Source organism: Microbacterium sp. BDGP8, assembly GCF_029991045.1.
Lineage (GTDB): Bacteria > Actinomycetota > Actinomycetes > Actinomycetales > Microbacteriaceae > Microbacterium > Microbacterium plantarum.
In genome coordinates this window covers 2,542,573-2,565,618 of the sequence record NZ_CP120712.1, presented here as the reverse complement: position 1 = coordinate 2,565,618, position 23,046 = coordinate 2,542,573, and the positions used below count along the sequence as shown (strand labels likewise).

At 68.3% G+C, this 23,046-nt stretch carries 19 protein-coding genes; 10 read left to right on the top strand and 9 right to left on the bottom strand.

Features of this window, described 5'->3' with window-relative positions:
* Positions 1 to 9 precede the first annotated feature (9 nt).
* Positions 10 to 1,788 carry an ABC transporter ATP-binding protein gene (locus tag P6897_RS12445; RefSeq protein ID WP_282501377.1) on the top strand — a complete coding sequence of 593 codons (1,779 nt, stop codon included), beginning with the start codon at positions 10 to 12 and terminating at the stop codon, positions 1,786 to 1,788.
* Here P6897_RS12445 and P6897_RS12440 read toward each other — a convergent pair whose 3' ends face one another.
* On the bottom strand, positions 1,789 to 2,766 hold the full coding sequence (locus tag P6897_RS12440; protein ID WP_282501376.1) for a hypothetical protein: 978 nt from the start codon (positions 2,764 to 2,766) through the stop codon (positions 1,789 to 1,791).
* Positions 2,767 to 2,819: 53 nt separating this feature from the next.
* Here P6897_RS12440 and P6897_RS12435 point away from each other — a divergent pair, with 53 nt between their 5' ends.
* Genes P6897_RS12435 through P6897_RS12420 form a run of 4 tightly spaced genes read left to right on the top strand, consistent with a single transcriptional unit; the run spans position 2,820 to position 7,496 of the window.
* The gene (locus P6897_RS12435) at positions 2,820 to 3,890 is read left to right on the top strand and encodes a glycosyltransferase family 4 protein (protein WP_282501375.1); all 1,071 of its coding nucleotides are present in this window, start codon (positions 2,820 to 2,822) and stop codon (positions 3,888 to 3,890) included.
* Positions 3,883 to 5,064 (top strand): glycosyltransferase, encoded by a 1,182-nt coding sequence (locus P6897_RS12430; RefSeq protein ID WP_282501374.1) that lies wholly within the window; start codon positions 3,883 to 3,885, stop codon positions 5,062 to 5,064. Before P6897_RS12435 ends, P6897_RS12430 begins: the two co-directional genes overlap by 8 nt.
* Before the next feature lie 30 nt (positions 5,065 to 5,094).
* A complete protein-coding gene (locus P6897_RS12425) occupies positions 5,095 to 6,405 on the top strand; it encodes a nucleotide sugar dehydrogenase (protein WP_282501373.1) in 1,311 nt (436 codons plus the stop codon).
* Positions 6,402 to 7,496, top strand: coding sequence for an acyltransferase family protein (locus P6897_RS12420; protein ID WP_282501372.1), 1,095 nt, complete (start codon positions 6,402 to 6,404; stop codon positions 7,494 to 7,496). The genes P6897_RS12425 and P6897_RS12420 overlap by 4 nt, the downstream gene beginning before the upstream one ends.
* Before the next feature lie 45 nt (positions 7,497 to 7,541).
* Here the strand turns inward: P6897_RS12420 and rfbB are convergent, their stop codons facing one another.
* From rfbB to P6897_RS12385, 7 genes are read right to left on the bottom strand one after another with little or no spacing between them, the layout of a single operon-like run.
* A complete protein-coding gene (gene rfbB, locus P6897_RS12415; RefSeq protein ID WP_282501371.1) occupies positions 7,542 to 8,540 on the bottom strand; it encodes a dTDP-glucose 4,6-dehydratase in 999 nt (332 codons plus the stop codon).
* Between the two features lie 36 nt (positions 8,541 to 8,576).
* Complete coding sequence (locus P6897_RS12410) at positions 8,577 to 9,476, bottom strand: hypothetical protein (protein WP_282501370.1); 900 nt, start codon at positions 9,474 to 9,476, stop codon at positions 8,577 to 8,579.
* Positions 9,473 to 10,711: a hypothetical protein gene (locus P6897_RS12405; RefSeq protein ID WP_282501369.1), complete on the bottom strand. Its 1,239-nt coding sequence runs from the start codon at positions 10,709 to 10,711 to the stop codon at positions 9,473 to 9,475. The genes P6897_RS12410 and P6897_RS12405 overlap by 4 nt, the downstream gene beginning before the upstream one ends.
* A complete protein-coding gene (locus P6897_RS12400; RefSeq protein WP_282501368.1) occupies positions 10,704 to 11,837 on the bottom strand; it encodes a glycosyltransferase family 1 protein in 1,134 nt (377 codons plus the stop codon). Before P6897_RS12400 ends, P6897_RS12405 begins: the two co-directional genes overlap by 8 nt.
* Positions 11,838 to 11,843: 6 nt before the next feature.
* On the bottom strand, positions 11,844 to 13,043 hold the full coding sequence (locus tag P6897_RS12395; protein WP_282501367.1) for a glycosyltransferase family 2 protein: 1,200 nt from the start codon (positions 13,041 to 13,043) through the stop codon (positions 11,844 to 11,846).
* On the bottom strand, positions 13,040 to 14,236 hold the full coding sequence (locus P6897_RS12390) for a glycosyltransferase family 4 protein (protein WP_282501366.1): 1,197 nt from the start codon (positions 14,234 to 14,236) through the stop codon (positions 13,040 to 13,042). The genes P6897_RS12395 and P6897_RS12390 overlap by 4 nt, the downstream gene beginning before the upstream one ends.
* Positions 14,237 to 14,240: 4 nt before the next feature.
* The gene (locus P6897_RS12385) at positions 14,241 to 16,154 is read right to left on the bottom strand and encodes a DUF6541 family protein (protein ID WP_282501365.1); all 1,914 of its coding nucleotides are present in this window, start codon (positions 16,152 to 16,154) and stop codon (positions 14,241 to 14,243) included.
* Between the two features lie 158 nt (positions 16,155 to 16,312).
* Here P6897_RS12385 and glf point away from each other — a divergent pair, with 158 nt between their 5' ends.
* From glf to P6897_RS12360, 5 genes are read left to right on the top strand one after another with little or no spacing between them, the layout of a single operon-like run.
* Positions 16,313 to 17,449 carry a UDP-galactopyranose mutase gene (gene glf / locus P6897_RS12380; RefSeq protein WP_114588536.1) on the top strand — a complete coding sequence of 379 codons (1,137 nt, stop codon included), beginning with the start codon at positions 16,313 to 16,315 and terminating at the stop codon, positions 17,447 to 17,449.
* Between the two features lie 12 nt (positions 17,450 to 17,461).
* Complete coding sequence (locus tag P6897_RS12375) at positions 17,462 to 19,057, top strand: acyltransferase (RefSeq protein ID WP_282501364.1); 1,596 nt, start codon at positions 17,462 to 17,464, stop codon at positions 19,055 to 19,057.
* Positions 19,005 to 19,529 carry an SGNH hydrolase domain-containing protein gene (locus tag P6897_RS12370; protein WP_282501363.1) on the top strand — a complete coding sequence of 175 codons (525 nt, stop codon included), beginning with the start codon at positions 19,005 to 19,007 and terminating at the stop codon, positions 19,527 to 19,529. The genes P6897_RS12375 and P6897_RS12370 overlap by 53 nt, the downstream gene beginning before the upstream one ends.
* 10 nt (positions 19,530 to 19,539) lie before the next feature.
* Complete coding sequence (locus P6897_RS12365; protein WP_114588534.1) at positions 19,540 to 20,331, top strand: ABC transporter permease; 792 nt, start codon at positions 19,540 to 19,542, stop codon at positions 20,329 to 20,331.
* On the top strand, positions 20,331 to 21,071 hold the full coding sequence (locus tag P6897_RS12360) for an ABC transporter ATP-binding protein (protein ID WP_282501362.1): 741 nt from the start codon (positions 20,331 to 20,333) through the stop codon (positions 21,069 to 21,071). Before P6897_RS12365 ends, P6897_RS12360 begins: the two co-directional genes overlap by 1 nt.
* Here the strand turns inward: P6897_RS12360 and P6897_RS12355 are convergent.
* Positions 21,068 to 22,984, bottom strand: coding sequence for a glycosyltransferase (locus tag P6897_RS12355; RefSeq protein ID WP_282501361.1), 1,917 nt, complete (start codon positions 22,982 to 22,984; stop codon positions 21,068 to 21,070). The genes P6897_RS12360 and P6897_RS12355 overlap by 4 nt on opposite strands.
* Between the last annotated feature and the right edge of the window lie 62 nt (positions 22,985 to 23,046).

Here is a 23,046-nt window from a genome sequence, read left to right as displayed (position 1 = left end):
GGGACCGCAGTGAAAGAACTCTGGCTGTCGTTGCGGGAGCTCCTCCGGCTGCTTCCGCCGAACGCTCGAGGTTTTCTGACCCGCTACGCGATCAGTTCCTCGGCGCTCGCGCTGATCGACATCGTGGCGCTCGGCCTCCTGGCGCTGGTGCTGGGCTCGTTCGCCGTCGGCCGACCGGTGACGCTGCCGGTGTTCGGCGAGGTGTCCTCCGCTGCCGTCATCTGGCTGCTGGTCGGCGCCTGCGCTCTCATGGTCGTCAAGTCGATGATCGCCCTCGCGCAGCAGTGGTACGTGACGCGCCGCATGGCCGAGTTCGAGCTGACCATCGGCAACCGGCTGTTCGAGGCGTACATCCGCGCTCCGTGGCTCGAGCGGCTCAAGCGCAACTCGTCCGAGCTCGTCCGGATGGCGGATGTCGGCATCGCCAACACGACGTCCGGTCTGCTGCTCCCCGCGGCCTCCCTGCCCTCGCAGGTCGTCACCTTCCTGTCCGTGCTGCTGGTGCTCGTCGTTTCGCAGCCGCTGATCGCCGCCGTCACGCTGCTCTACCTCGGGCTGGTCGCCGCGCTGCTCTACGGTTGGGTCTCGCGTCGTGCTGTCCGCAACGGACGCATCAACCGTGACTATTCCTTCAAGACCGCTCAGCTCATGACGGAGATGGTGCAGGCGCTGAAGGAGATCACGCTGCGCGACAAAGCGCAGGAGGTCGCCTCTCTCGTCAGCGCCAATCGCGAGCAGGCGGTGCGCGCGCGCGCCACCATCGGCTTCCTCGGCGCCATCCCGCGATTCGTCGTCGACTCCGCCATCATTCTCGGCTTCCTCCTCATCGGCGGCGTCGGTTATGCGACCGGCGGCGTCGAGACGGCGTTCACGTCGATCGCCCTGTTCGGTCTCGCCAGCTTCCGGATGGTGCCCTCGATGCTGCAGTTCCAGGGTGTGATGACCTCGACGGCGTCGACCATGCCGCATGCCCGCGCCGTGATGCGCGATATCCGAGCGGCGGACGAGTACGTTCGCGATGCGGAGTCCGTCGGCTATGGTGCGCTCGACCCGCAGCCGGAACGCCTCGTCCTGAGCGGTGTGTCGTTCACCTACCCCGGCAGCGCGGTTCCCGCACTCGCCGACGTCGATCTCGAGATTCCCTTCGGCGGGCACGTCGCTTTCGTCGGAGCCTCGGGCGCAGGCAAGTCGACGATGGTTGATCTGCTTCTCGGCCTCATCACGCCCTCCGCCGGATCGATCCGCGTGGACGGCCAGGATCTCCGGGGAGTCCTCGGCACCTGGCGCTCACGCGTGGGATACGTGCCGCAGGATGTCGCCCTGTTCGATGGGACCATCGGTCAGAACGTCGCGCTCACCTGGAGCACGGACTACGACCGAGACGCGGCGGCATCCGCGATCGACCGCGCGCAGCTGGGCACCTTCCTGCAGGCCCGCGAAGGCGGGCTCGACGCGCGGATCGGCGAGCGCGGTCTCGCCCTTTCCGGAGGTCAGCGCCAACGACTCGGTATCGCACGTGCCCTCTATCCCCAGCCGGTCGTCCTCGTCCTCGACGAAGCGACGTCCGCCCTCGACACGACGACCGAGGACGCCGTCACCGCTGCGATGGAACGGCTGCGCGGTGCCGTGACCGTCATCACGGTGGCGCATCGCCTGTCGACGGTGCGCCGTGCCGACCTCGTGTGCTTCTTCGCAGACGGACGCATCGTCGCCAAGGGAACGTTCGACGAGGTCGTCCGTCAGGCACCCGACTTCGCCGCCCAGGCGCGCTTGGCGGGCCTGACCTGATCAGTGATGCCGGATGATGCGCCGGTAGGTCTCGTCGAGCTGGGGCAGGTAGCGTGCCGCGGTATGCCAGGTGCGCGCCCAGTCATCGGCCGCGAGCTCGGCGGACGCCGCGCGCGGGTCGGACAGGTCGCGGAGCACCTGCTCGGTCACGGCTGCGGGGGTGCCCTCGCGGATGGGCAGACGCCCGCCGTCGGGCCCGGGAAGGTGATCGCCGACGGCCGCCAATGGCACCCCGATCGCGAGGGCCTCGAGCTCGGAAACGCCAAGCACCGAGTTCGACTGCCCGACGGCGACCGACGCATGCGAGAGGAAGTCGAGATAGTCCGGGTGCGACATCCGCGGCTCGAGCTTCACGCCGAGCGCGGCCGCTTCGGGGGCACCGGGACCCCAGTCGAGGCCGCGGACTTCGACCCCAGCCGCGATCAGCCCGCGAGCGACCGTCAACATGTCGCGCTGGCCCTTCACGTCCTCCCAGCGCGAGGAGAAGGCCACGTAGGGCTGCGGGCGCCACAGGGGCAGCTGCCGCGGATCGATGAAGATCGGCAGGTACTCGGCGTCGCTTCGTGCCTGGGTGGCGTTACCGGCGAGATCAGGCGTCGAGTAGAAGACATGCGCTGCCTGGTCGATATACGACTGGATCTTGGCGTGTTCGCTCGACGCCCAGCGGGTGCGGATGTCGGTGCCATGCAGGTGCAGGACGTAGGGACGTGACGGGACGAACCAGGGGAGGACCCGGCTCGCCGTCGTGGCGAAGTGCACGTGCATCGCCTGCGACCATGCGGCCCCCGCTGCGATGCGCGCGAAGGTTCGGGCGAGCGCGGGCTTGGAGGGCTTGGTGCGACCGGGCCGCACCGCGGGCCACGACTTCTCCGGCGGGATGATGCGCCACGGACGGCCGCTGTCGCGTGCCGCTGTCACGATGTGTCGTCCGACGAAGGCGCAGTCGTTGAGGTGCAGAACGCGCGGGGAACGAGGCATCCCTCCATGCTAAGCGGCCCGGCCGAACGCACCCGCGCTGTTATTCTCGGTGAGTGCGCGTGCGAGTGGTGACGTCCTGGTACCCCACGCGCCAGAACCCGGGCGCAGGGTCGTTCATCGCACGGGATGTGCAGGCGCTCACACGGGACCACGACGTCGAGGTGCTGCACCTCGTCGGACGCCGCCTCGACGACGGACGGCGGGCGTTCGTGGACGGAGGGGCGCGTGTGCGACGGATCCCGGTCGATGTGCGCTCGCCGCGCGGCTGGGTCTCGGTGCAGCGACACTTGGACAATGTCGACAGGGGCGTCGACATCGTGCACACGATGGCCGCGCCCGCCGCTATGCCGTTCGCGCTGCGTCGTCCCCGACGCCCCTGGGTCCACACCGAGCACTGGGGCGCCATCCCGCGACTCGTCGACGAGGGCCCCGTCGGCAGTGGAGCAGCCCTCGGCATGCTCCTTCACGGCCCCGACGAGGTCGTGGCCGTCGGCGAGCATCTCGCCGACCGTATCCGGGCTGTGCGGAAGCGCCCGGTGTCGGTGGTGGGGAACATCGTCGATGAGTTACCGGTCCCCTCGACCGTCCGGCACGAGCGAGGCGGGGTTCTGCGGGTCGTCGTCGTCGCGTCCCTCGTCGAGTGGAAGGGGTGGCGCATCGCGCTCGAGGCGATCCGACGCCTGCGCGATCGCGGCGTCGCGATCGAGCTCGACTGGATCGGTGACGGAGCGGACCGAGCGGAGTTCCTCGCGCAGGGAGCGGATGTGATCCGAAGCGCGCCGGGGCATCGGGACCGTGCCGGAGTCGCGCAAGCGCTCGCGGACGCCGACGTGTTCCTGCTTCCTACCAACGGCGAGACCTTCTCGCTCGCGACGGTGGAAGCGCTCTCGATGGGGACGCCCGTCGTGGTGACCGGTGCCGGAGAGCACAACACCTTCGTCGCGCCCGCTGTCGGCGAAGCCGTCAGCCGTGACGCGGCAGCGATCGCGCCGGCCATCCTCCGGGCGGCCGAGCTCGACCGTGAGGCGGTGCGCGAGCACGGACGGGACCTGTGCGCGCGGTTCAGCGAGACCGCCTTCCGCGAGGCCTATCGCTCGATCTACGAGAGGCATACCGGTGAGTGACAGAACCGTAGACATCATCATCGCCGTGCACGACGTCCGGCGGAACATCCGTCGCGCCGTCGGATCGGTGCTCAGCGACGGCGATCCGTCAATCCGCGCCCTGGTCGTCTGCCACAACCTGCCCGCCGCTGTTGTGACGGCCGAACTGGCCGACGTCATCGAACGGTCTCCCGGGCGCGTGCGGTTCATTCAGCTCGACGACGGCGTCCCGAGCCCCTCGGGTCCGTTCAATCTCGGTCTCGCCGTCTCGGATGCGGACTACGTGGGGATCATGGGCTCCGACGACGAGCTCGATCCGGGTGCTGTCGCGCAGTGGCGTGCTGTCGCCGAGCGTCACCGCGCAGACGCCGTCATCGCGAAGGTCGTGCGGGGCGACCGGCGCGCTGTCGTCCGCTCACCGGCCAAGCGCGTGTGGAAGACGGGCGTCCTCGACTTCGCGAAGGATCGGTTGCCTTACCGCAGCGCGCCGCTGGGACTCATGCGGCGGGATGCCGTGGAGCGCCTGCGACTGCGCCTCATGGACGGTGCCCGCAGCGGCGGCGACCTCCCGTTCGTCACCCGGTTGTGGGCGCTCGGACGCGTCGTGCCGGCGGCCGGAGTCGCGGCGTACATCGAGCACGCCGACGCTCCGGTACGCGTCACGTGGGATCCCAAGCCGGTGCGGCAGGAGCTCTCCGCCATCCGCGAGGTGCTGGGCAGCGCGTTCGTCCGCTCTCTGGCTCCCGGCTACCGCGACGCGCTCGCCACCAAGCTACTGCGCCGCAACCTCATGGACACCGTCCGCATCCGAGACGGCGGGCGCGGATTCACCCGCGATGATGTGCGGGCCTTCCGCGAGGTCGTCGACATGATCGAGTCGATCTCGCCCCGCAGCCTCGGCTACATCGCGCTGATTCATCGGCTCACCGTCGACGAGCTGCGCCGCGGCGAGCCCGATCTCGAGGTCGTGCACCGGTTGAGCGAACAAATGGCGAATCCTCGGCACTGGGCGATGGTCCGGCCGGCGAAGTTCACGGCGTTCTTCCATGCTCAGGCGCAGCCGCGCTATGTCGCGGCATCCGCTCTGATCAAGGTTGGGGCTTCTCGGTTCCTGCCGCTGGCGAGGAACACAGCTGTCGGTGTCGCCGGGCTCGTGCTCGCGACGCTCGTCGCGCTGCTCCTGCGTCGGAGATAGCCGCGGAGCTCCGCTTATAGACTGGGGTGTATGCGCATCGCCGTGATCGCCCTTGGAAAAATCGGGCTTCCTCTCGCCGTTCAGTTCGCCGAGTCGGGCCACGAGGTCATCGGGGTCGACGTCAACGCGAGCACTGTCGCGTCCATCAACGCGGGCGTCGAGCCGTTCCCCGGTGAAGCCCACCTGCAGGAAAAGCTGGCGCGCTTGGTCGCGGACGGGCGCCTGCGCGCCACCGTCGACTACGCCGAAGCCGTCCCCTCGGCGGACGCCGTCGTCCTCGTCGTGCCGCTGTTCGTGGACGACAGTACGTGGGAGCCGGACTTTGCGTGGATGGACGCCGCCACTCGGTCCCTTGCGCAGCATCTCACTCCCGGCACCCTCGTCTCCTACGAGACGACCCTCCCGGTGGGGACGACCCGGAATCGGTGGAAGCCGCTTCTCGAAGAAGGCTCCGGGCTCACCGAGGGCGACGACTTCCACCTGGTGTTCTCGCCTGAGCGTGTGCTCACCGGTCGCGTCTTCGCGGACCTGCGCCGCTACCCCAAGCTCATCGGTGGACTGTCGGGGGCCGGCGCACAACGGGCCCGCGAGTTCTACAAAGCGGTGCTGCAGTTCGACGAGCGCCCCGATCTGCCCCGACCCAACGGCGTGTGGGACCTCGGAAGTGCCGAGGCGGCGGAAATGGCCAAGCTCGCCGAGACGACCTACCGCGACGTGAACATCGGGCTGGCGAATCAGTTCGCGCTGTTCGCCGGCGACCACGGTATCGACGTGTACCAAGTCATCGAGGCGTGCAATTCGCAGCCCTACAGCCACATCCACCGGCCCGGCATCGCCGTCGGGGGACACTGCATCCCCGTCTATCCGCGGCTCTACCTCTCGACCGACCCGGATGCCGACATCGTTCGTACAGCCCGCCTGCTCAACGCTTCGATGCCCGAGCGCCTCGTCGCCCGGGCGGAGGAGCTGCTCGGATCCCTGGAAGGGCTGCGCGTGGTCGTGCTGGGTGCCGCGTACCGCGGGGGAGTGAAGGAGACCGCCTTCTCGGGCGTGTTCCCGACCGTCGAGGCGCTCCGCCAGCGCGGAGCCGTCGTGACGGTGCACGACCCGCTGTATGACGACGATGAGCTCGGTCGATTGGGGCTCGCCGCGCACAGCGCCGGTGCGACCGTCGACATGGCGATCCTGCAGACCGACCACGACGAGTATCGGGAGCTGACTCCGGCGGACCTGCCCGGCATCCGGCTTCTCGTGGACGGACGCAACGCGACCGACGAGAGCCGCTGGGCGGGCACGCCCCGCATCGTCGTGGGTGCGGCGTCGGGATCGACCATGGCATGACCGGGCTCGGGCCGGCGTCGGCCCGACCAAGACAGGACTGGGTCGACATCGCGAAGGCTCTCGCGATCCTCCTCATCGTCGTCTACCACGTCACGACGTGGTTCGCCGGGTACGTCGCGCCGTGGGTGTTCGAGCATCGGTCGTTCATCGTCTGGCGCGAACTCAGCCGCGTACTCGTCCCGGTGCGAATCCCGCTGTTCTTCCTCGTTTCGGGACTCTTGGCGCAACGGGCGATCACCCGGCCCTGGGGGGACCTCTGGCGCTCGCGGTTTGCAACACCGCTGTGGGTCTTCGCTATCTGGACCTGTCTGATCGCGGCGCCATGGTCATTCCGGGCTGCTCCTGGCGACCCCGCGGGCCACCTCCCGATGGTGGTTCAGTCACTATTGCTCGCCGGGACGCACTTCTGGTATCTCCCTGCGCTCGTCGTGTACATCGCCGTCGCCAAGGTCGCGGTCGGGCGACCCCGCTGGGCCCTGGGCGCGAGCGCCCTGGCGACCTTCGTGGTCGGACCGTTGCTGGTGGGGCATCTGGATGTCCTCGGCCCTGTCCTCGGCCCGAATGTCGAGCGACTATTCCTATTCGCCGTGTGGTTCTGCCTCGGGTGTTTTGCGCCTTCGCTCGTCCAGCGGGTCAGCACCCTGCGGTACCGGTGGCTGATCGTCGCGGGGGCGGTCTTCGCCTTCGCGTGGACACTCGTCCCCCTCGGGTGGCTGGCGCAGCGGGTCGTCGTCCCAACGATCACCATCGCGGGCATTGTCGCGCTCGTCCTCATCAGCCGCATCCTGGAGCGCGCCGCCGTCGTGCGCACCTGGGGCAGATACCTCGCGCGGCGCACATTACCGATATACGTCGTCCACGCCTTCCTGCTCGAGGTGCTGGCGCTCGTGATGACGCGGTTGCCGATCGGCGCCAGCCCAGGGCTGGCGCTGCCGGTCGGGTCCTGGACGGCGGCGCTCTTCGTGCCCGTGACCTTCGCTCTGGTCGTCGCGGCGTCCCTGGCGCTCGACGCCGTCGCGCCGCGCATCGGGGCGAGATGGCTATTCACGGCGCCTCGGCTCGTCGCGGGTTCCGTCGCCGTGAAGATGTGAGCGGCGGTGGCGCAGCGGCGTGAGGGAGGCAGCGCTGCGGGTGAGCTATTGGCCGCGCTGCGCGTAGAAGGCCTCGGCGGCGTCCTTGGCCGGTGCCCACCATTCCTCGTGCTCGCGATACCAGTCGATAGTCGCTGAGAGTCCGGCTTCGAAGTCCTGGTAGCGCGGAGCCCAGCCCAACTCGGCACGGAGCTTCGTCGAGTCGATCGCGTAACGCTGGTCGTGTCCCGCGCGATCAGTCACGTGGTCGTACGCGTCGGCGGAGTGCCCCGTCAGGCTGAGGATCAGCTCGACGACCGACCTGTTGTCCCTCTCCCCGTCTGCACCGATGAGGTAGGTCTCGCCGATGTCGCCCTTCTCGAGGATCGTCAGGACCGCGGACGAGTGATCATCGGCGTGGATCCAGTCGCGCACGTTCGCGCCCGCGCCGAAAAGTTTTGGACGGACGCCGCGCAACACGTTCGTGATCTGCCGGGGGATGAACTTTTCGACGTGCTGAAACGGCCCGTAGTTGTTCGAGCAGTTGCTGATGGTCGCACGTATGCCGAACGAACGGATCCAGGCCCGCACGAGCATGTCCGAGCCCGCTTTGGTGGACGAGTACGGTGACGAGGGGTTGTACGGCGTGCTCTCGGTGAAGCGCTCCGGAGCATCGAGCTCGAGGTCGCCGAACACCTCGTCCGTGGAGATGTGGTGGAACCGTATGTCGTGCTTGCGCGCAGCTTCGAGCAGCGTGAAGGTGCCGACGATGTTCGTGTCGACGAACGTTCGCGGCTCGTGCAGCGATCGGTCGTTGTGCGATTCGGCGGCGAAGTGCACGACCGCGTCCACTCGCGAGAACAGCGTATTCACGAGCGCTGCGTCCGCGATGTCTCCCCGAACGAGACGCACTCGGTTCTCGGGGAGGTCCGCCAACGATGCCGGATTCCCGGCGTAAGTGAGCTTGTCCAGGACGATGACCGCGTGGTCGGTGCGGGCCATGACGTGATGGACGAAATTCGCGCCCACGAATCCGGCACCGCCGGTCACGAGCAGGGTCTTCATGAGGGTGAGCTTACGAACATCGACGATGCCTCGGTGCTACCGCGACACGGCCTTCAGGGTCGGATCGGCACCGATGATTCGGCCTCGCACGCCCTCGAGGCGGCCGATGAACGCAGTCCATCCCGCGCTGAGGGTGTATTCGGAGCCGCGCCGAACGCCGATAAGCAGCCCCGCAACGACGAATGCGTAACGCTGCCATCGCGGGAAGGGGTGCCGGCGGTACACGTAACCGACCCCACGCCCGTATGCCCGAAGTTTGCGCATCGACTCCGCGCGGGTCAGGCCCGAGACCTCCGCGATGCCGTTCACGTGCGCACCTGCGTCGTGCACCCAGACGAATGTCGACCGAAGCGCGGGGTGCTGGTTCAGCACCCTGAGGAGAAGGTCGGTCACCTCGCCCGCCTGCCACGGGGTCGCCGCCCCGGTTCCGATCGACTCGTCGAAACCACCCGCGGTGCGGAACACATCGAGGTCGATCACGAGGCCCATCTCGATGACGGACCAGACGTTGCGGGCATCGACGGGTGTGCCGGAGGGCGGGAGCGCGAATCGCGCTCCCGAGGGCGTCTCCACCCGGACCGCACCGGCGGTCGCCCCCGTCATCGCGCGCCGAATCGCGGCGACGCTTCCCGGCGGGAACGTCGTGGTGTCGTTCGGGAACATCACGTGGGCGTCGCGCAACCCGTCCGACCCCAGACGGACGCCGGCGTTCCGTCCTCGGGACGCGCCGCGATCGGATGTCGCGACGTGAAGGCCGGCCGCAAAGCGGGGACGCCAGCGCGCGACGAGTCGCTCGACGTCCGCGACATGGGACTGCGCGATGATCGTGAGCCGATCATGCGGCTGGAGTTGATCCGCGAGACTCTGCAGCAACAGGTCGAGGGCACTCACCCGTCCGAGCGTGGAGACGACGAGGAGCAGCGGCTTCTCGGTCATGAAACACCCTCCTGTACCAACCGGCGGAACCCATGCGCCGTCTGCCGCGCCAGAAGGACGGTCGAGACTGATTCCGTCACGGCGAAACCGACCGCGACGCCGAGCGGGCCCACAAGCCATGCGCCTGCGAGCATGGCCGGCACGCCCACGATCGTTGCAGTCACCGTCGCCCACATGACGCTCTTCTCGGCTCCCGCCGGGAAGAGGACGTGACGGGTCATGGAAGTCCGGAGCGAGTACATCGCGAACCCGATGCCCAGCGCAAAGCACACGCCCATCGCCGCCCCGGCTTGCGGTCCGAAGAAGAGGGCGGTGACGGGCGGGCCGGCGAGGCCCAGCACGACGGCTCCGAGGGCGCCGAAGCCGCCGTGCATCAGCAGCGCCGTGCGCAGCCGCTTACCGCGCTCGGCGCCGGTCACCTCCGCCGTCCACGACTGAAGGGCGTTGGCGAGGGTCAGGGGTAGGAACTGCCCGAGTTTGGCGAGCTTGTCGGCGGACGCGAAGCCGGCGGCGGCCGAGCCGGACGCGATCGTGTTGACCAGCGGCATGGGCACCGAAGAATACGCGCCGAGCGCGCCGTCGTTCAGGGCTACGGGCGCTCCCACGCGGAACAGTCCCGGAATCTCCCGCAACGGCGGCCACGGCGACGGGTAGCGTCGGAGGAGTCGCAGGGTGTACACCGTCGTTCCGATCAGCGTGACGAGGATGCCGACGGTCGGGTACACCTCGACCGGCACACCGCCGACTATCGCGATCATCGCGGCGACGGCGACGAACAAGCGCGGGATCACGTCATAGAACAGAATCGAGCGCGGGTCGCCGACACCTACGGCGAACCACGTGAAAGACAGGCCGATGAGGGCGCCTTGCAGCCCCATAAGCGACGCGAGAAGAGCATGACCCGGCGCCGCTACCGCCGCACACAGCACGACGAGCAGCGGCAGGGCCACCACGGACATGGCCAGTCGCACCACCACGGCATCCCGGTACAGGCGCCCCCGTCTGACGGGGTCGGTGGTGCCGGCGATGAGCGCCGGGCCGACGGTGGTCCAGCCGTACGCGACGGCGATGGCCGCGAACGTGCCCACCGATTCGCCGGCGATGGCGCTGGCCCAGCCGTCGTCGCCCGCGGAGCGGGACACCGCAGGCAGGACGACGAGGGGTGACACCGCGGCGATGGCCGGGATGAGAGTGAAGCCGAAGAGACGCGCCCGCAGCGAGCTGCTCTCAGACACGCGGGCGCCTCGCTTCAGCGGCCGCACGCAGCACGTCCGCCACGCCGAGCGCGGAGGCGTCCCAGGTGAAGCGCTCCGCCCAGGCTCGCCCGGCGGCGCGGCGCTCCTCCCGCTCGCCGGCATCGAGCTCAAGCACGCGCGAGATCTGCCGGCCGAATTGCTGCGGGTTCCGAGCATCGGCGTAGAAGGCGTGCTCGCCTCCGACTTCCCGCAGGACGGGCACATCGTTGGCGACGACCAGGCAGCCGGCGCGGAGCGCATCCACGACGGGCAGCCCGAAGCCTTCGGTGAGCGACGGACAGGCATAGACCGTCGCCGCAGCGTAGAGCGCTCCGAGCTGATCGTCGCTCACCCAGCCCGGGAGAACGACGTCGGACTGGAGACCGAGAGCCGCGACGGTCTCGGCGAGGGGGTCGTGCTCGCCGCCGCCGACCACGACCGTCCGGGGGCGGAGCGCCGGCTCGATCGTCGCGATGGCGGCGAGCAGTCCCGCGAAGTTCTTATGGGGCATGCGGTTACCGGCACTCAGCAGAAGGGGGCGTTCCGCGGAGACGCCGAGGGAACGCAAGGCCGGCAGGGGGTCGGCGCTGCGCCGTGACGGCGCGCTGCCGTTGTGCACGACCGTGATGCGGCTGCCCGCGAGGCCGAGGTGATGCGAGATGGCGGCGCCCGCGGCATCCGAGACCGTCAGGACCCGGTCGGCCGTCCGTGCGGCCCGAGCCATCAGCCACGCAGTGACGGCGCGGGGGAAGCGCGCGATTCCGGTGCCGCGCACCTCGTGATAGATCACGTCGTGGATCGAGACGACGCGCGGGACCGCGCCGCGCGTGACGGGTCCGAAGTTCGCGGGCGACCAGACGAGGTCGGCGCGTGCACGGCGAGCCCGCCGACTGACGGCGAGGATCTCACCGAGGGCCCACGTGGCCCGGTCCGCGCCGACCCACGGCACCGTCTCGACCCGGCCGGGGAAGAACCCCGAGACGGCTGCGGCCCCAGAGCGGCCGGTCACGGCCACGAAATCGGCGTCCGGCAGGATGCCGGCGAGCCGGGGGAGGAGCTCCCGGACATACGTCTCGGTGCCGCCGCGGCCGCCGGTGTATCCCAGAAGGTCGACGAGGATCCGCATCCGCGGTCAGCTCTCGATGACGACTTCGGGCTTCTGCTCTCGGCGCGGGGTGGTGAGCACGCCCGAGAAGAAGCTCATCATCACCGTCTGGAATCCGAGGATGATGCCGAGCGCGCTCGGGATGGCGATGCGCACGGCCTGCGCGGCATCCTGCGTGCCAAAGTCGATGCTCCCCCACCGTGCGACCTGGACGATCCCGATGACCACGCCGAGGAGGAAGATCGCAACGCCCACGAGGAGCCCGCGTTCGGCAGACCACTTCGCGACGATCCGGCGATATCGAGCACTGGTGGGGAGGAATCCTTCTTGCGTCGCGTACAACTTGGTGAGCCAGAAAAACAGCAGCGCCTGATAGCCCAGCACGCACAACGCGCTCGCGTAAACCATCGTCGTCACGTCGAACCCGATCCCGGCGACCTCGACGCCACCGAAGGCGAGCACGGCGACCGTGACGGCGCCGAGGAAGAAGGCGACGAGACCGGGGAAGACGAAGAGCCAGCGCGGGGCGAAGAGCAGGAGGAACCGCAGGTGGCGCCAACCGTCGTGCCAGCTGCGCAGGTGCGGCGGCCGCGAGCGCCCGTCCTTCTTCAGGGTCGTCGGGACCTCCTCGATGCGGTACTTCGCGAGAGAGGACTTCACCACCATCTCCGAGGCGAACTCCATTCCGGTCGTCTGCAGATCGAGCTCGCGCATCCGCTCGCGATTGAATCCGCGCAGGCCGCAATGGAAGTCTCTAACGTTCGGGCGGAAGAACAGCTGGCCGATGGCCGAGAGGACGGGATTGCCGAGGTACTTGTGCAGGGGCGGCATGGCGCCCGGCTCGATGCCACCGGCGAAGCGGTTGCCCATCACCAGATCCGCACCCCCGCGCAGCCTCTCGACGAATGGCTCGAGGTTCTCGAAGTCGTAGCTGTCGTCCGCGTCGCCCATGATGATGTAGCGACCACGGGCGTTCTCGATGCCGTTGATGAGCGCGGCACCGTAGCCGCGACGGCTGGCCGCCGAGACGCGGGCACCGAGGCGGAGAGCGATCTCCTGGGAACCGTCCGTGCTGCCGTTGTCGGAGATGAGCACCTCGCCGTTGATGCCGGTGCGGTCGAGGAATCCCTGCGCCTTCCGGATGCAGACCTCCAGCGTCTCGGCCTCATTGAGGCACGGCATGAGGATCGTCAGCTCGATCGTCGTGTTCGGTGCGGGAGAGGTCACGCAGGGCCTTCTTTCTGTTTCCGTGCTGCGGAATGCGAGCGGGACAGCGCCGTGAGGATCTTCTCGACGGTGCTGCGGATCGTACGCGTCTGGACGGCCGTGTCGTACCATTCGCGGGACGTGCGGCGCATGCGGTCACCGCCGGAGGCGACCGTGATGATCGCATGAGCGATGTCGGCGGCATCAGCGGATCGTGCGACGACACCGTTGATGCCGTCGTCGATGAGCTCGGTCGACGCGTTTCCCTCGTCGGCGACGAGGACAGCGGGGGTTCCGTGCGCGTTAGCCTCGACGACCACCAGACCGTATCCCTCGCGGCGCGAGGGGTTCACGAGGCAGAGCGCTCCGTGCATCAGCGCGTCGAGCTCGTCTTCGCTGACGAAACCGGGGAAATCGATCCAGTCGTCGCCCCCCGCAACCGTGGCGGCGCGGCGGACGTCGGCCGTGCTCGGGCCGCTGCCCAGGATGACGAGACGCAGGTCCGGGATGTCGACACGGGCGGCGGCGACCGCAGCGGGGAGGGTCTCGACGCGCTTGTCGGGAATGTGACGGCCGGCGTAGAGCACATACGGGGGCGTCGCTGCGGGCTGGACAGGCCCGGCATCGACCGCGTTGTCGATGAGCCCGGGGCTCACAAGGGGCTCGTTGCGCAGCCCCTCGGCGCGCAGTCGGCGCGCGCTGAGCTGCGAGTGGCAGGTCGCGAGGGGGGTGGCGGCGATCGCCAGGCGCTGCAGTGCCCACGCCACGAATCCGGTGACCCCGCCGGAGTACTCCTGCCACTGTGAGCGCGGCCACACCTCGAGGTAGTCGACGGCGACGCGGGTGCCGGAACCGAGGAGCGCGAGACGGGCGGCGAACACGTTGAACACCGGGAGCCCGCTGACGAGGATCGCTTCGTAGCGGCCACGCCGCCGGACGAGCGTCATGAACAGGCCCGCTGCGAACCGCAGGGCAGCGGGGATCCGCCGCGTGCCATCGGAGTTGTAGAGCGTCAGGCGCGGCGTCACAGTGATGACGTCGAACCGTTCGAGCGGCGGCGCGGACGCGTCCCATTGGCGCGCGGTCAAGTACTCGACTTCGTGGCCGGCGTCGATCATGGCCTCGGCGAACGCGCGGTACTGGCGCTCGCCGCCGCCGGTGGAGAAGGGGAACAGGCAGTCGTAGGCGACGGCGATCCTCGGGTTTCTGATCACGTCGTCAACATCCCTCGATGCGGAACAGGCGCGCGTCGGTACCCTCGGAGTCCACGAGCACCAGGTGCTCGCCGGGGTCGAGATCCTGGACGCCGTCGTACGCCGGGGCGAGGGACTGGTCCATGACGTCATGCCGACCGAAGTCGAGGACGTAGTCGATTCCCAGCCTGTCGACCACCGAGCACACCTGCGGGTCTTCGTCGATGTCCCGCAGGTGTCGGTTCAAGAACAGCAGGTCCTCGGACGGGGATCCGAATACGTGGCGTTCCGTCACTTCTCGCTCAGCGAACGCGAGAGCCAGGGACGCGCCGGTTCGAGGGCTTCCGATGATGAGGGCATCCGGGGGAGTCGTCTCATCCAGGCGTTCGAGCAGAGCCTGCTCCTCCTCGGTGAGGATGGGTGCTTCCTCGGTGTAGGCGTATGCCTCGCGGACCTCTGCGAGCGCGATGCGGGCATTCGGGCCGAGCGCGACCGTCGCCAGCAGGGCGAGCGCGACCGCTCCCGCGAGCTGGCGTGACCAGCGGGGCAGACCCAGCCGTGCTGCGAGGCGGCGCGACGCATCGACGATGACGACGGCGCCCAGCGTCGCTGCGGGGACGGCGGCCAGGGGGATCAGCGCCGCGAGGCGATTCGAATCGTTGTACCAGGGATTGGTCAGGATCTCTCGCACCGGGTGATCGATGCGCAGACCCGAGGCGACGACGAAGAGGAGCACGGCCACGGCGAACGGGAGCACCGAAGGGAGCAGTCGGGGGCGACGGGCGACCGCCACGGCCGCCGCGATCAGAAGCACGGCGATCGTCACCGTGGGTGTGAAACCTCGGGGAGCGACGAGGAGACCCTGCCCGAAGGCCTGCGCCGGGTCCTGCCACGGAGACCACCACGAGTGCTCCGGCGAGGTGCGGAACACGGTCCATACGGCGACCGAGACGAGAGCAAGGCCGGCTGTCACCGACGCCAGCAATACCCAATCCACGCGTGTCGGGTTCGAGACCGCCCGCGCCGTGAGCGAACTCACGACGAAGACGGTGGCGAACGCCAACAAGGCGAGGAACGCGTTCGGGTGGCCGAGGAAGACCCCGCCACCGATCAGCGCCGCCAGAAGCAACGCGCGGACCAGCCCGCCGCGCCGCTCCTCCATGCTCAGCACGACGGCCGCGAGCCCGGCGGGCACCATCGCGTACCCCATGAGGTTCGGGTAGAGGACTCCCCAGTTGAAGAAGAGCGCGGGGAAGGCTCCGAAGCCGGTGGACAACGCCGCGGAAGCGATGAACACCAGGCGTCGCTGACGGAACAGAGCAGCCGAGAGCGCCATCGCGGACGCGGGCCACAGGATGGCGACGATCGCGAGATTCGCGACGTTGACCCCCACGGGAACCGAGCTGCCGGTCAGCTCGACGACGAGCGCCGTGAACGCGTGCCATCCGTTGGGATAGGCCGAGATGTCCGAGGTCGCACCGATCTGGAACGGAGACGCATCGCCGACCTGGGTTGCCAGACCGATGGCGTTGAGGTGAACGATGTTGTCGAAGCGCTGCGCGATGTTGGCGGGTGCGCCGAAGGCGCGGGCGAACAGCACGGTGTTGACGACCGCCGCGAAGGCGAGCGACAGCAGAGCGGTCACGTCGGCGCGGCGCGGCGCGGTCAGCGGATCAGGGCCGGCCAGCCGCCGGAGCAGAACGGCTATGCCCGTGATGACGACCGTCATGACCAGCATGGGCCACACGCCCCACGGAAGTCCCACGAGAGGGGCGACCGTCGCGGCGCCCGCTGCGATCGTCACCGATACGGCCGGTGCGAGCAGCCACCGCGTCGGAGTACGCAGCCCCCATCCCGCGGCTATGACGACGAGGCCCGGGACGATGAGGATCACGACGGCGATGAGCAGTGACGGAAGCACGCTGAACCAGCTACCCATTCGATCCCGTCTCCGTTACTGCGTTAAATTCGACATGTCATCGTAGCCGACGCCCCCTTGGCGCTTACTCAACGCCCGCTGTCTCTCAGGGTCGGTCGCTTAGGCTTGATGATGCCACGCACGGGCTGCGCCCGTCCTGACACGAAAGACGCCCTTTCATGGATCTCCTCATCGTCGGTTCCGGATTCTTCGGCCTCACCATCGCCGAGCGCGCTGCGGCCGCCGGCCGGAAGGTGACGGTCATCGACCGCCGGCATCACATCGGTGGCAACGCATACACCGAGAACGAGCCGACGACCGGTATCGAGGTCCACAAGTACGGCGCGCACCTCTTCCACACGTCGAATGCGACCGTGTGGGAGTACGTCAACCGGTTCACGGCCTTCACCGACTACGTCCACCGTGTGTACACGACCCATAAGGGCGTCGTGTACCCGCTGCCGATCAATCTCGGCACGATCAACCAGTTCTTCCAGGCCGCCTACACGCCGGGTGAAGCTCGCGATCTCATCCACGAGCTCGCGGGTGAGTTCGACCCGAAGAGCGCCCAGAACCTCGAGGAGCGCGCCATCGGGCTCATCGGGCGCCCCCTGTACGAAGCGTTCATCCGCGACTACACCGCGAAGCAGTGGCAGACCGACCCCAAGGAGCTGCCGGCGGAGATCATCTCGCGGCTTCCGGTTCGGTACACCTACGACAACCGCTACTTCAACGACACGTGGGAGGGCCTGCCGGTCGACGGCTACACCGCCTGGCTCGAGCGGATGGCGGACCACCCGAACATCGACGTACAGCTGAACACCGACTTCTTCGACGAGTCCCAGCCGCTGAACAAGGCGGCGACGGTCGGCCAGGTCCCGATCGTCTACACCGGGCCCGTCGATCGCTACTTCGACTACACCGCGGGCGAGCTGTCGTGGCGCACGCTCGACTTCGAGCAGGACGTGCTCGACATCCCCGATTTCCAGGGCACGAGCGTCATGAACTACGCCGACGCCGACGCGCCGTACACGCGCATCCACGAGTTCAAGCACTTCCACCCCGAACGCGCGGACCGCTACCCGACCGATAAGACCGTCGTCGTGCGGGAGTACTCGCGGTTCGCTACGCGCGAGGACGAGCCCTACTACCCGGTCAACACGGCCGACGACCGCAACGGTCTCCTCGCTTATCGCGATCTCGCCAAGGGAGAACCGGACGTCCATTTCGGTGGGCGCCTGGGCACCTACCAGTACCTCGACATGCACATGGCGATCGGCTCTGCGCTGTCGATGTGGAACAACCAGCTGGCGTGAGGGCGCGTACCCATGGTGCGCACGCCCGCAGTAGCAGCGGACGCGATCGGAAGTCGCCGGCGATACGCGGAGCTGCGAGCGTATCGCGCTGACATCGACGGGCTGCGGGCGGTGGCCATCCTCCTCGTCGTCACCTACCACATCTGGTTCGGCCGCGTCTCGGGAGGCATCGACGTCTTCCTCATGCTGTCGGCGTTCTTCCTGACAACATCTTTTTTGCGGCGCGTCGACACGGGACGGGCCGGCGGCACGGCGGCTCGTCTCGCGGCGACTTTCCGCCGGCTCCTGCCCGCGGCGGCGGTGACGCTGCTCGCCGTCCTTCTCGTGGTGCGTGCGGTGTACCCCGCGACGATGTGGCGCGACATCTGGGCGCAGACGTGGGCGTCTCTCGCGTACGTCCAGAACTGGTGGTTGGCTGCGGATGCGGTCGACTACTACGCACGGTCCGAAGCGGTCAGTCCGCTCCAGCACTTCTGGTCGCTCTCCGTTCAGGGGCAAGCCTTCGTGCTCTGGGCTCTGCTCTTCGCCGTCTGCGCTGTGGTGATCCGCCGGACGCGGCGCTCGTCCACGCTCGTCCTCGGCGGCGTGTTCGGCGCGGTCTTCGTCGTTTCGCTGACCTATTCGATCGTCCGCACGGCCACGGCGCAGCAGCCCGCCTATTTCGACACCGGGGCCCGCCTGTGGGAATTCGCTGCTGGATCGCTGCTCGTCGTGGCGCTCCCACACGTGCGGCTAGCGCCGGCGGCCGCCGCTGTCCTCGGATGGGGTGGCCTGAGCGGGTTGATCGCGACGGGTGTGATCTTCGACGTGCAAGGGGGGTTCCCCGGCTATCTCGCGCTGTGGCCGATCCTCTGCGCGGCAGCGGTCGTCGTCTCGGGGGCGACTCCGACGGCCTGGGGGCCAGCGCGCGTCCTCGCCTCGCGGCCGTTCCGCTTCGTCGGTCGCGACGCCTATGCGCTCTACCTGGTGCATTGGCCGATCCTCGTGACGTGGATGGTGCTCCGCGACCGTACGGAGATCGGTCTGTTCGGCGGAGCCTTCCTCCTCGTTCTCTCGCTCGCCTGCGCGCGGGTGCTGACGGCCACCGTCGATGAGCCCATGCGCGCGTGGCGGCGGGGCGCACCGGGGCTGCGGGCACCTTTGACAGTCCTCGCGGTCGCCTCGGCGGCGGTCATCGCGCCGCTGACGGCGTGGCAGGCGATCACGACGCACCAGGTGCGCGTCGCTACCGAAGCGGCCGTGGCCGCCAACCCTGGAGCCCGAGCCCTGCTCACGCAAGACGTCGTGCTCCGCACCACCGACGCCCCGCTGATTCCGCTGCCCACCCAACTCGACGCCGAGTGGGTGCAGCTCGAACGGGAGTGCGCGGGGCCGTTCGCGGCGGAGGACCCGCTCCTCACCGGCACCTGCTTCCAGACGGCGGACGCGGCGCGGTCGTCCGATGTGATCGTCGTGATCGGTGACTCCCATGCTCAGCAGATGACCGGCGCTCTGCTGCCGGTTGCCGAGGAGCATGGCTGGGGCGTCATCACCCTGATTTCGCGGCGGGTGCGCCATGGGGCTGGCCGAGCCCGGGTTCGATCCCGAGATGTGCGGGCGGTGGCGTGAGGCGGCGATCCGGCACGTCGAGTCGATCCGCCCCGACGCGGTCATGACCATCGTGACTCGAGCGGACCCCGGCGAGGAGGACGAACAGCTGCGGCCGGGCATCGTGGAGTTCATCGAACGGATCGACGCGGCCGGCATCCCGCTCGTCGCTGTGCGCGACAACCCCCGCTTCGAGCACGATATGTTCTCGTGTCTTCTGACGGCGGACGAACCGAGCGACTGCGCCGTTCCGCGTTCTCAGTCTCTCGCGGCTAGTAATCCCGCGCTGGAGCTCCCGCACGAGCACCTCGTCCACGTGGACCTCACCGACTGGATCTGCCCCGATGATCTGTGCGAACCGGCGATCGGCAACATCGCGGTCTTCCGCGACGACAACCATCTCAGCCCTCCTACGCGCGCAGCTTGGCGCCCGTCCTCTCACAGCAGCTGGGGAGCGGCCGCTGAAGCGGCTACGGCCGGACAGCGCCCGTAGGATCGAATCTGTGAGTCCTGCCGTCGTCGGCGCCCCCGGATCGCCGCGGCGCTATTTCCACTCGTTGTGGCTGCTGTCGGCGCGCGACCTGCGGGTGCGGTATTCGACGAGCGCGCTCGGATACCTCTGGTCGGTGCTCGATCCACTCGTCATGAGCGGTATCTACTGGTTCGTCTTCACACAGGTCTTCCAGCGCGACGTCGGCGAGACGCCGTACATCGTCTTCCTCATCACGGCGCTGCTGCCCTGGGTATGGTTCAACGCCGCCGTCACCGACTTCACTCGCGCGTTCAACAAGGATGCGCGGCTCGTGCGCTCGACATCGATCCCTCGGTCGATCTGGGTGGGCCGTATCGTGCTCAGCAAAGGCGTCGAGTTCCTCTTCTCGCTGCCCGTGCTCGCGCTCTTCGCGATCTTCGGAGGTGCCTCCGTCACCTGGGGACTCCTGCTGTTCCCTGTCGCCGTGCTGCTCCAGGTGGCGCTGCTGGTCGGGCTCGGTCTGATCGTTGCGCCGCTCTGCGTCCTCTGGGGCGACCTCGAGCGAACGACCCGCCTCGTCCTGCGAGCGCTCTTCTATGCGTCCCCCATCATCTACGGCGTCGCCGACCTGCCCGGCGTCTTCAGGGAGCTCGGAGCGTTCAACCCGTTGGCCGGCATCCTCACGCTCTACCGCGTCGGTTTCTTCCCCGACCAGTGGGACACACTCTCGGTCGTCGTCGGCGCCGTCTCCAGCATCCTCGTGCTCGTCCTCGGGGTGTTCGTCTTCCGCCGGCTCGAACGCCCGGTCCTGAAGGAGCTGTGATGAAGCCGCTCGCCATCGACGTGCGCGACCTCGGCGTGCGTTTCCGGCGCAACCGCCGGGGACGGCGCAACCTCAAGGACCTCTTCGGTGGCTCGTCGCGTCGTAGCCGCCCCGGCGAGTTCTGGGCGCTGCGGGGCGTGACGTTCTCGGTAACCCCCGGGGAATCGATCGGCGTCGTCGGTCGTAACGGGCAAGGCAAGTCGACGCTGCTCAAGCTGGTCGCCGGCGTGCTGCTGGCCGACGAGGGCTCGGTCGACGTCAACGGCGGCGTGGCTCCGCTTATCGAGATCACCGGTGGCTTCGTCGGTGATCTGACCGTTCGTGAGAACGTCCGGCTGACGGCAGGCCTGCACGGGATGTCGAAGGCCGAGGTGAACCGCCGGTTCGACGACATCATCGACTTCGCGGAGATCGGCGACTTTGTCGACACTCCGTACAAGCACCTCTCGAACGGCATGAAGGTCCGACTGGCCTTCTCGGTCGTGTCGCAGCTGGACGAACCGATCCTGCTGGTCGACGAAGTGCTCGCCGTCGGCGACCGCGCTTTCCGCGCGAAGTGCTACAAGCGCATCGACGAGCTGCTGGCCGAGGGGCGCACGCTCTTCTTCGTCAGCCACAACGAGAAGGATCTGCGCCGATTCTGCACCCGCGGTCTATACCTGGACAAGGGTGCACTGGTCTTCGATGGGCCGATCGGCGATGTGCTCGACCGATACAACGAGGATCACAACGCCGGCTAACCGCGCGGATCGGTGCCAAAGATCCGCGCCCAGCTCTCGGTCGAGGTGATCTCGGGCAGCGCGCGTCGGTACTCCGCGGCCAGGCGCGGCCAGTTGCGCCGAAGGCTGGCGTGCAAACGGATGCTGTCGACGAAGAGCGCCCGGAACTTCCTCCGGTCGCGCGTGTAGATGTTCTTGCCCGAGCCGTCGGCCGCGCTCACGAGGGCGCTGTCGTAGCGGGGGATGCGCCACCAGTTCGCATCTCCCTTGCCGAACTCGGCCTCAGGCTGGGCGACGTTCTCTGCAGCGGGTTCGTGGAACCAGTGTGCGACGACGGTGCTGAGGGTGAACCAGCGCAGCGAGAAGCCGGTCGGGCTGTCGAACACGTTCCGACGGTAACGTCGGAACACCTGACGCCCGCGCCGCGAGCGCAGCGGAATCCCCGAGTCGCGGTGGATGACGGTCTCCGGGAACCGTGCTGAGAGAGCGCGAGCCGCAGGCATGGCGGTGGCGATGTTCTCGGCCATGTGGCCGGGACCGCGCAAGACGTCACGCAGCGCACGGTTGCGCAGTGCTACCGGGTAGTACTGCATCATCATCAGGTGCTTGAGGTCGACACGGCGGCTGTGACGGATGAGCGTGCCCCCGCGCTCCGAACGGGAGTGCAGCAGCGCGGCGACGATCCGGTTGCGGGCGTGGAAGTAGGCCTGCCAGTCGATGGAGTCGTCCTTGCCGGCCCAGGAGACGTGCCAGAGCGCGACGCCCGGTAGCGACACCGTCGGGTAGCCGGCGTCGCGAGCCCGCACGCAGTACTCCGCGTCATCCCACTTGATGAATGCGGGCAGCGACAGGCCGATCTCGCGCAGAATCTCCGTCGGGATGAGGCACATCCACCAGCCGTTGTAATCGGCGTCGAGGCGCATGTGGAGAATCGGCGACTGCCGCAGGTTCGTGATCGAGAAGTCGTGTGGCATCTTCTCCTGGAAGAGGTTGCGCCACATGAACGCCTTATCGTCGACCACCTCGGCCCACGCGTGCAGCTTGGGACGGTCGAGGAGGTCGAACATATGAGCACCGACGATGGTCGGTGTTGTCGAGAACCGTCCGAAGACGATCGATCGACGCAGCGATTCCGGCTCGAGCCGGACATCGTCGTCCAGCAGCTGCACGAAGTCGCTCTCGGGGCGCGCGAGGGTCTCGACCATCGCTCGGGCGAATCCGCCCGAGCCCCCCAGATTGGGTTGCCGGATGACATGCAGGGTGTCGCCGAGCGAGTCGGCGGCCTCGGCATAGCCCGTCTCATCGGCGACGAGCTGCGTCCCCTGGTCGATGAGGAAGATGCGGTCGATGAGTTCGAGCACATCCGGGGCGGCGGCGAGCGCCCCGAGCGTCTGAACGCAGTAGTCCGGCTTGTTGTACGTCGTGATGCCGAGGGAAGCCTTGCCGGTTCGTACCGGCTCGTCCGTGGTGGTCCACTCCGCGCCCTCGAAGCGGGCGGCCTCTTCGTCTGCGACTATGTCGAACCAGATCCAGCCGCCGTCGCTGTACTGGTTGAGGACGAGGTCGAAGTGCGACTCCACCGTGCCGACCACCTCGCGCGTCTCGAGGCGCTGGCGCACTCCGCCGCCGTTCGAACGGTAGACCAGGATGGTCGCCGGACCGGAGGTGCGCACCGTGAGCGTGATGTTGCGCACGGACGTCCAGTGCTGCCAGTACGAGGCGGGGAAGGCATTGAAGTAGGTGCCGAACGACACGCGCCGGCCGGGGACGATGCGTGCGCTGTGCCGGTCGATGATGTTCGCGAGCTGCGCGCGTGACGAGACGCGCACGGCCTCCTCGTCGATCTCTGTCCAGGTCTCGGGGTCGACGTAGAGCGGAATCAGATCGGGGTCCCGTTCGAGCGGAAGCACGACATTCTGCAGAACGTGAGGCAAGACAACTCCGAACGACGAAGGGGGGACACGACCTCGTGAGCTTACCGTGCCCGGCTCGGAGG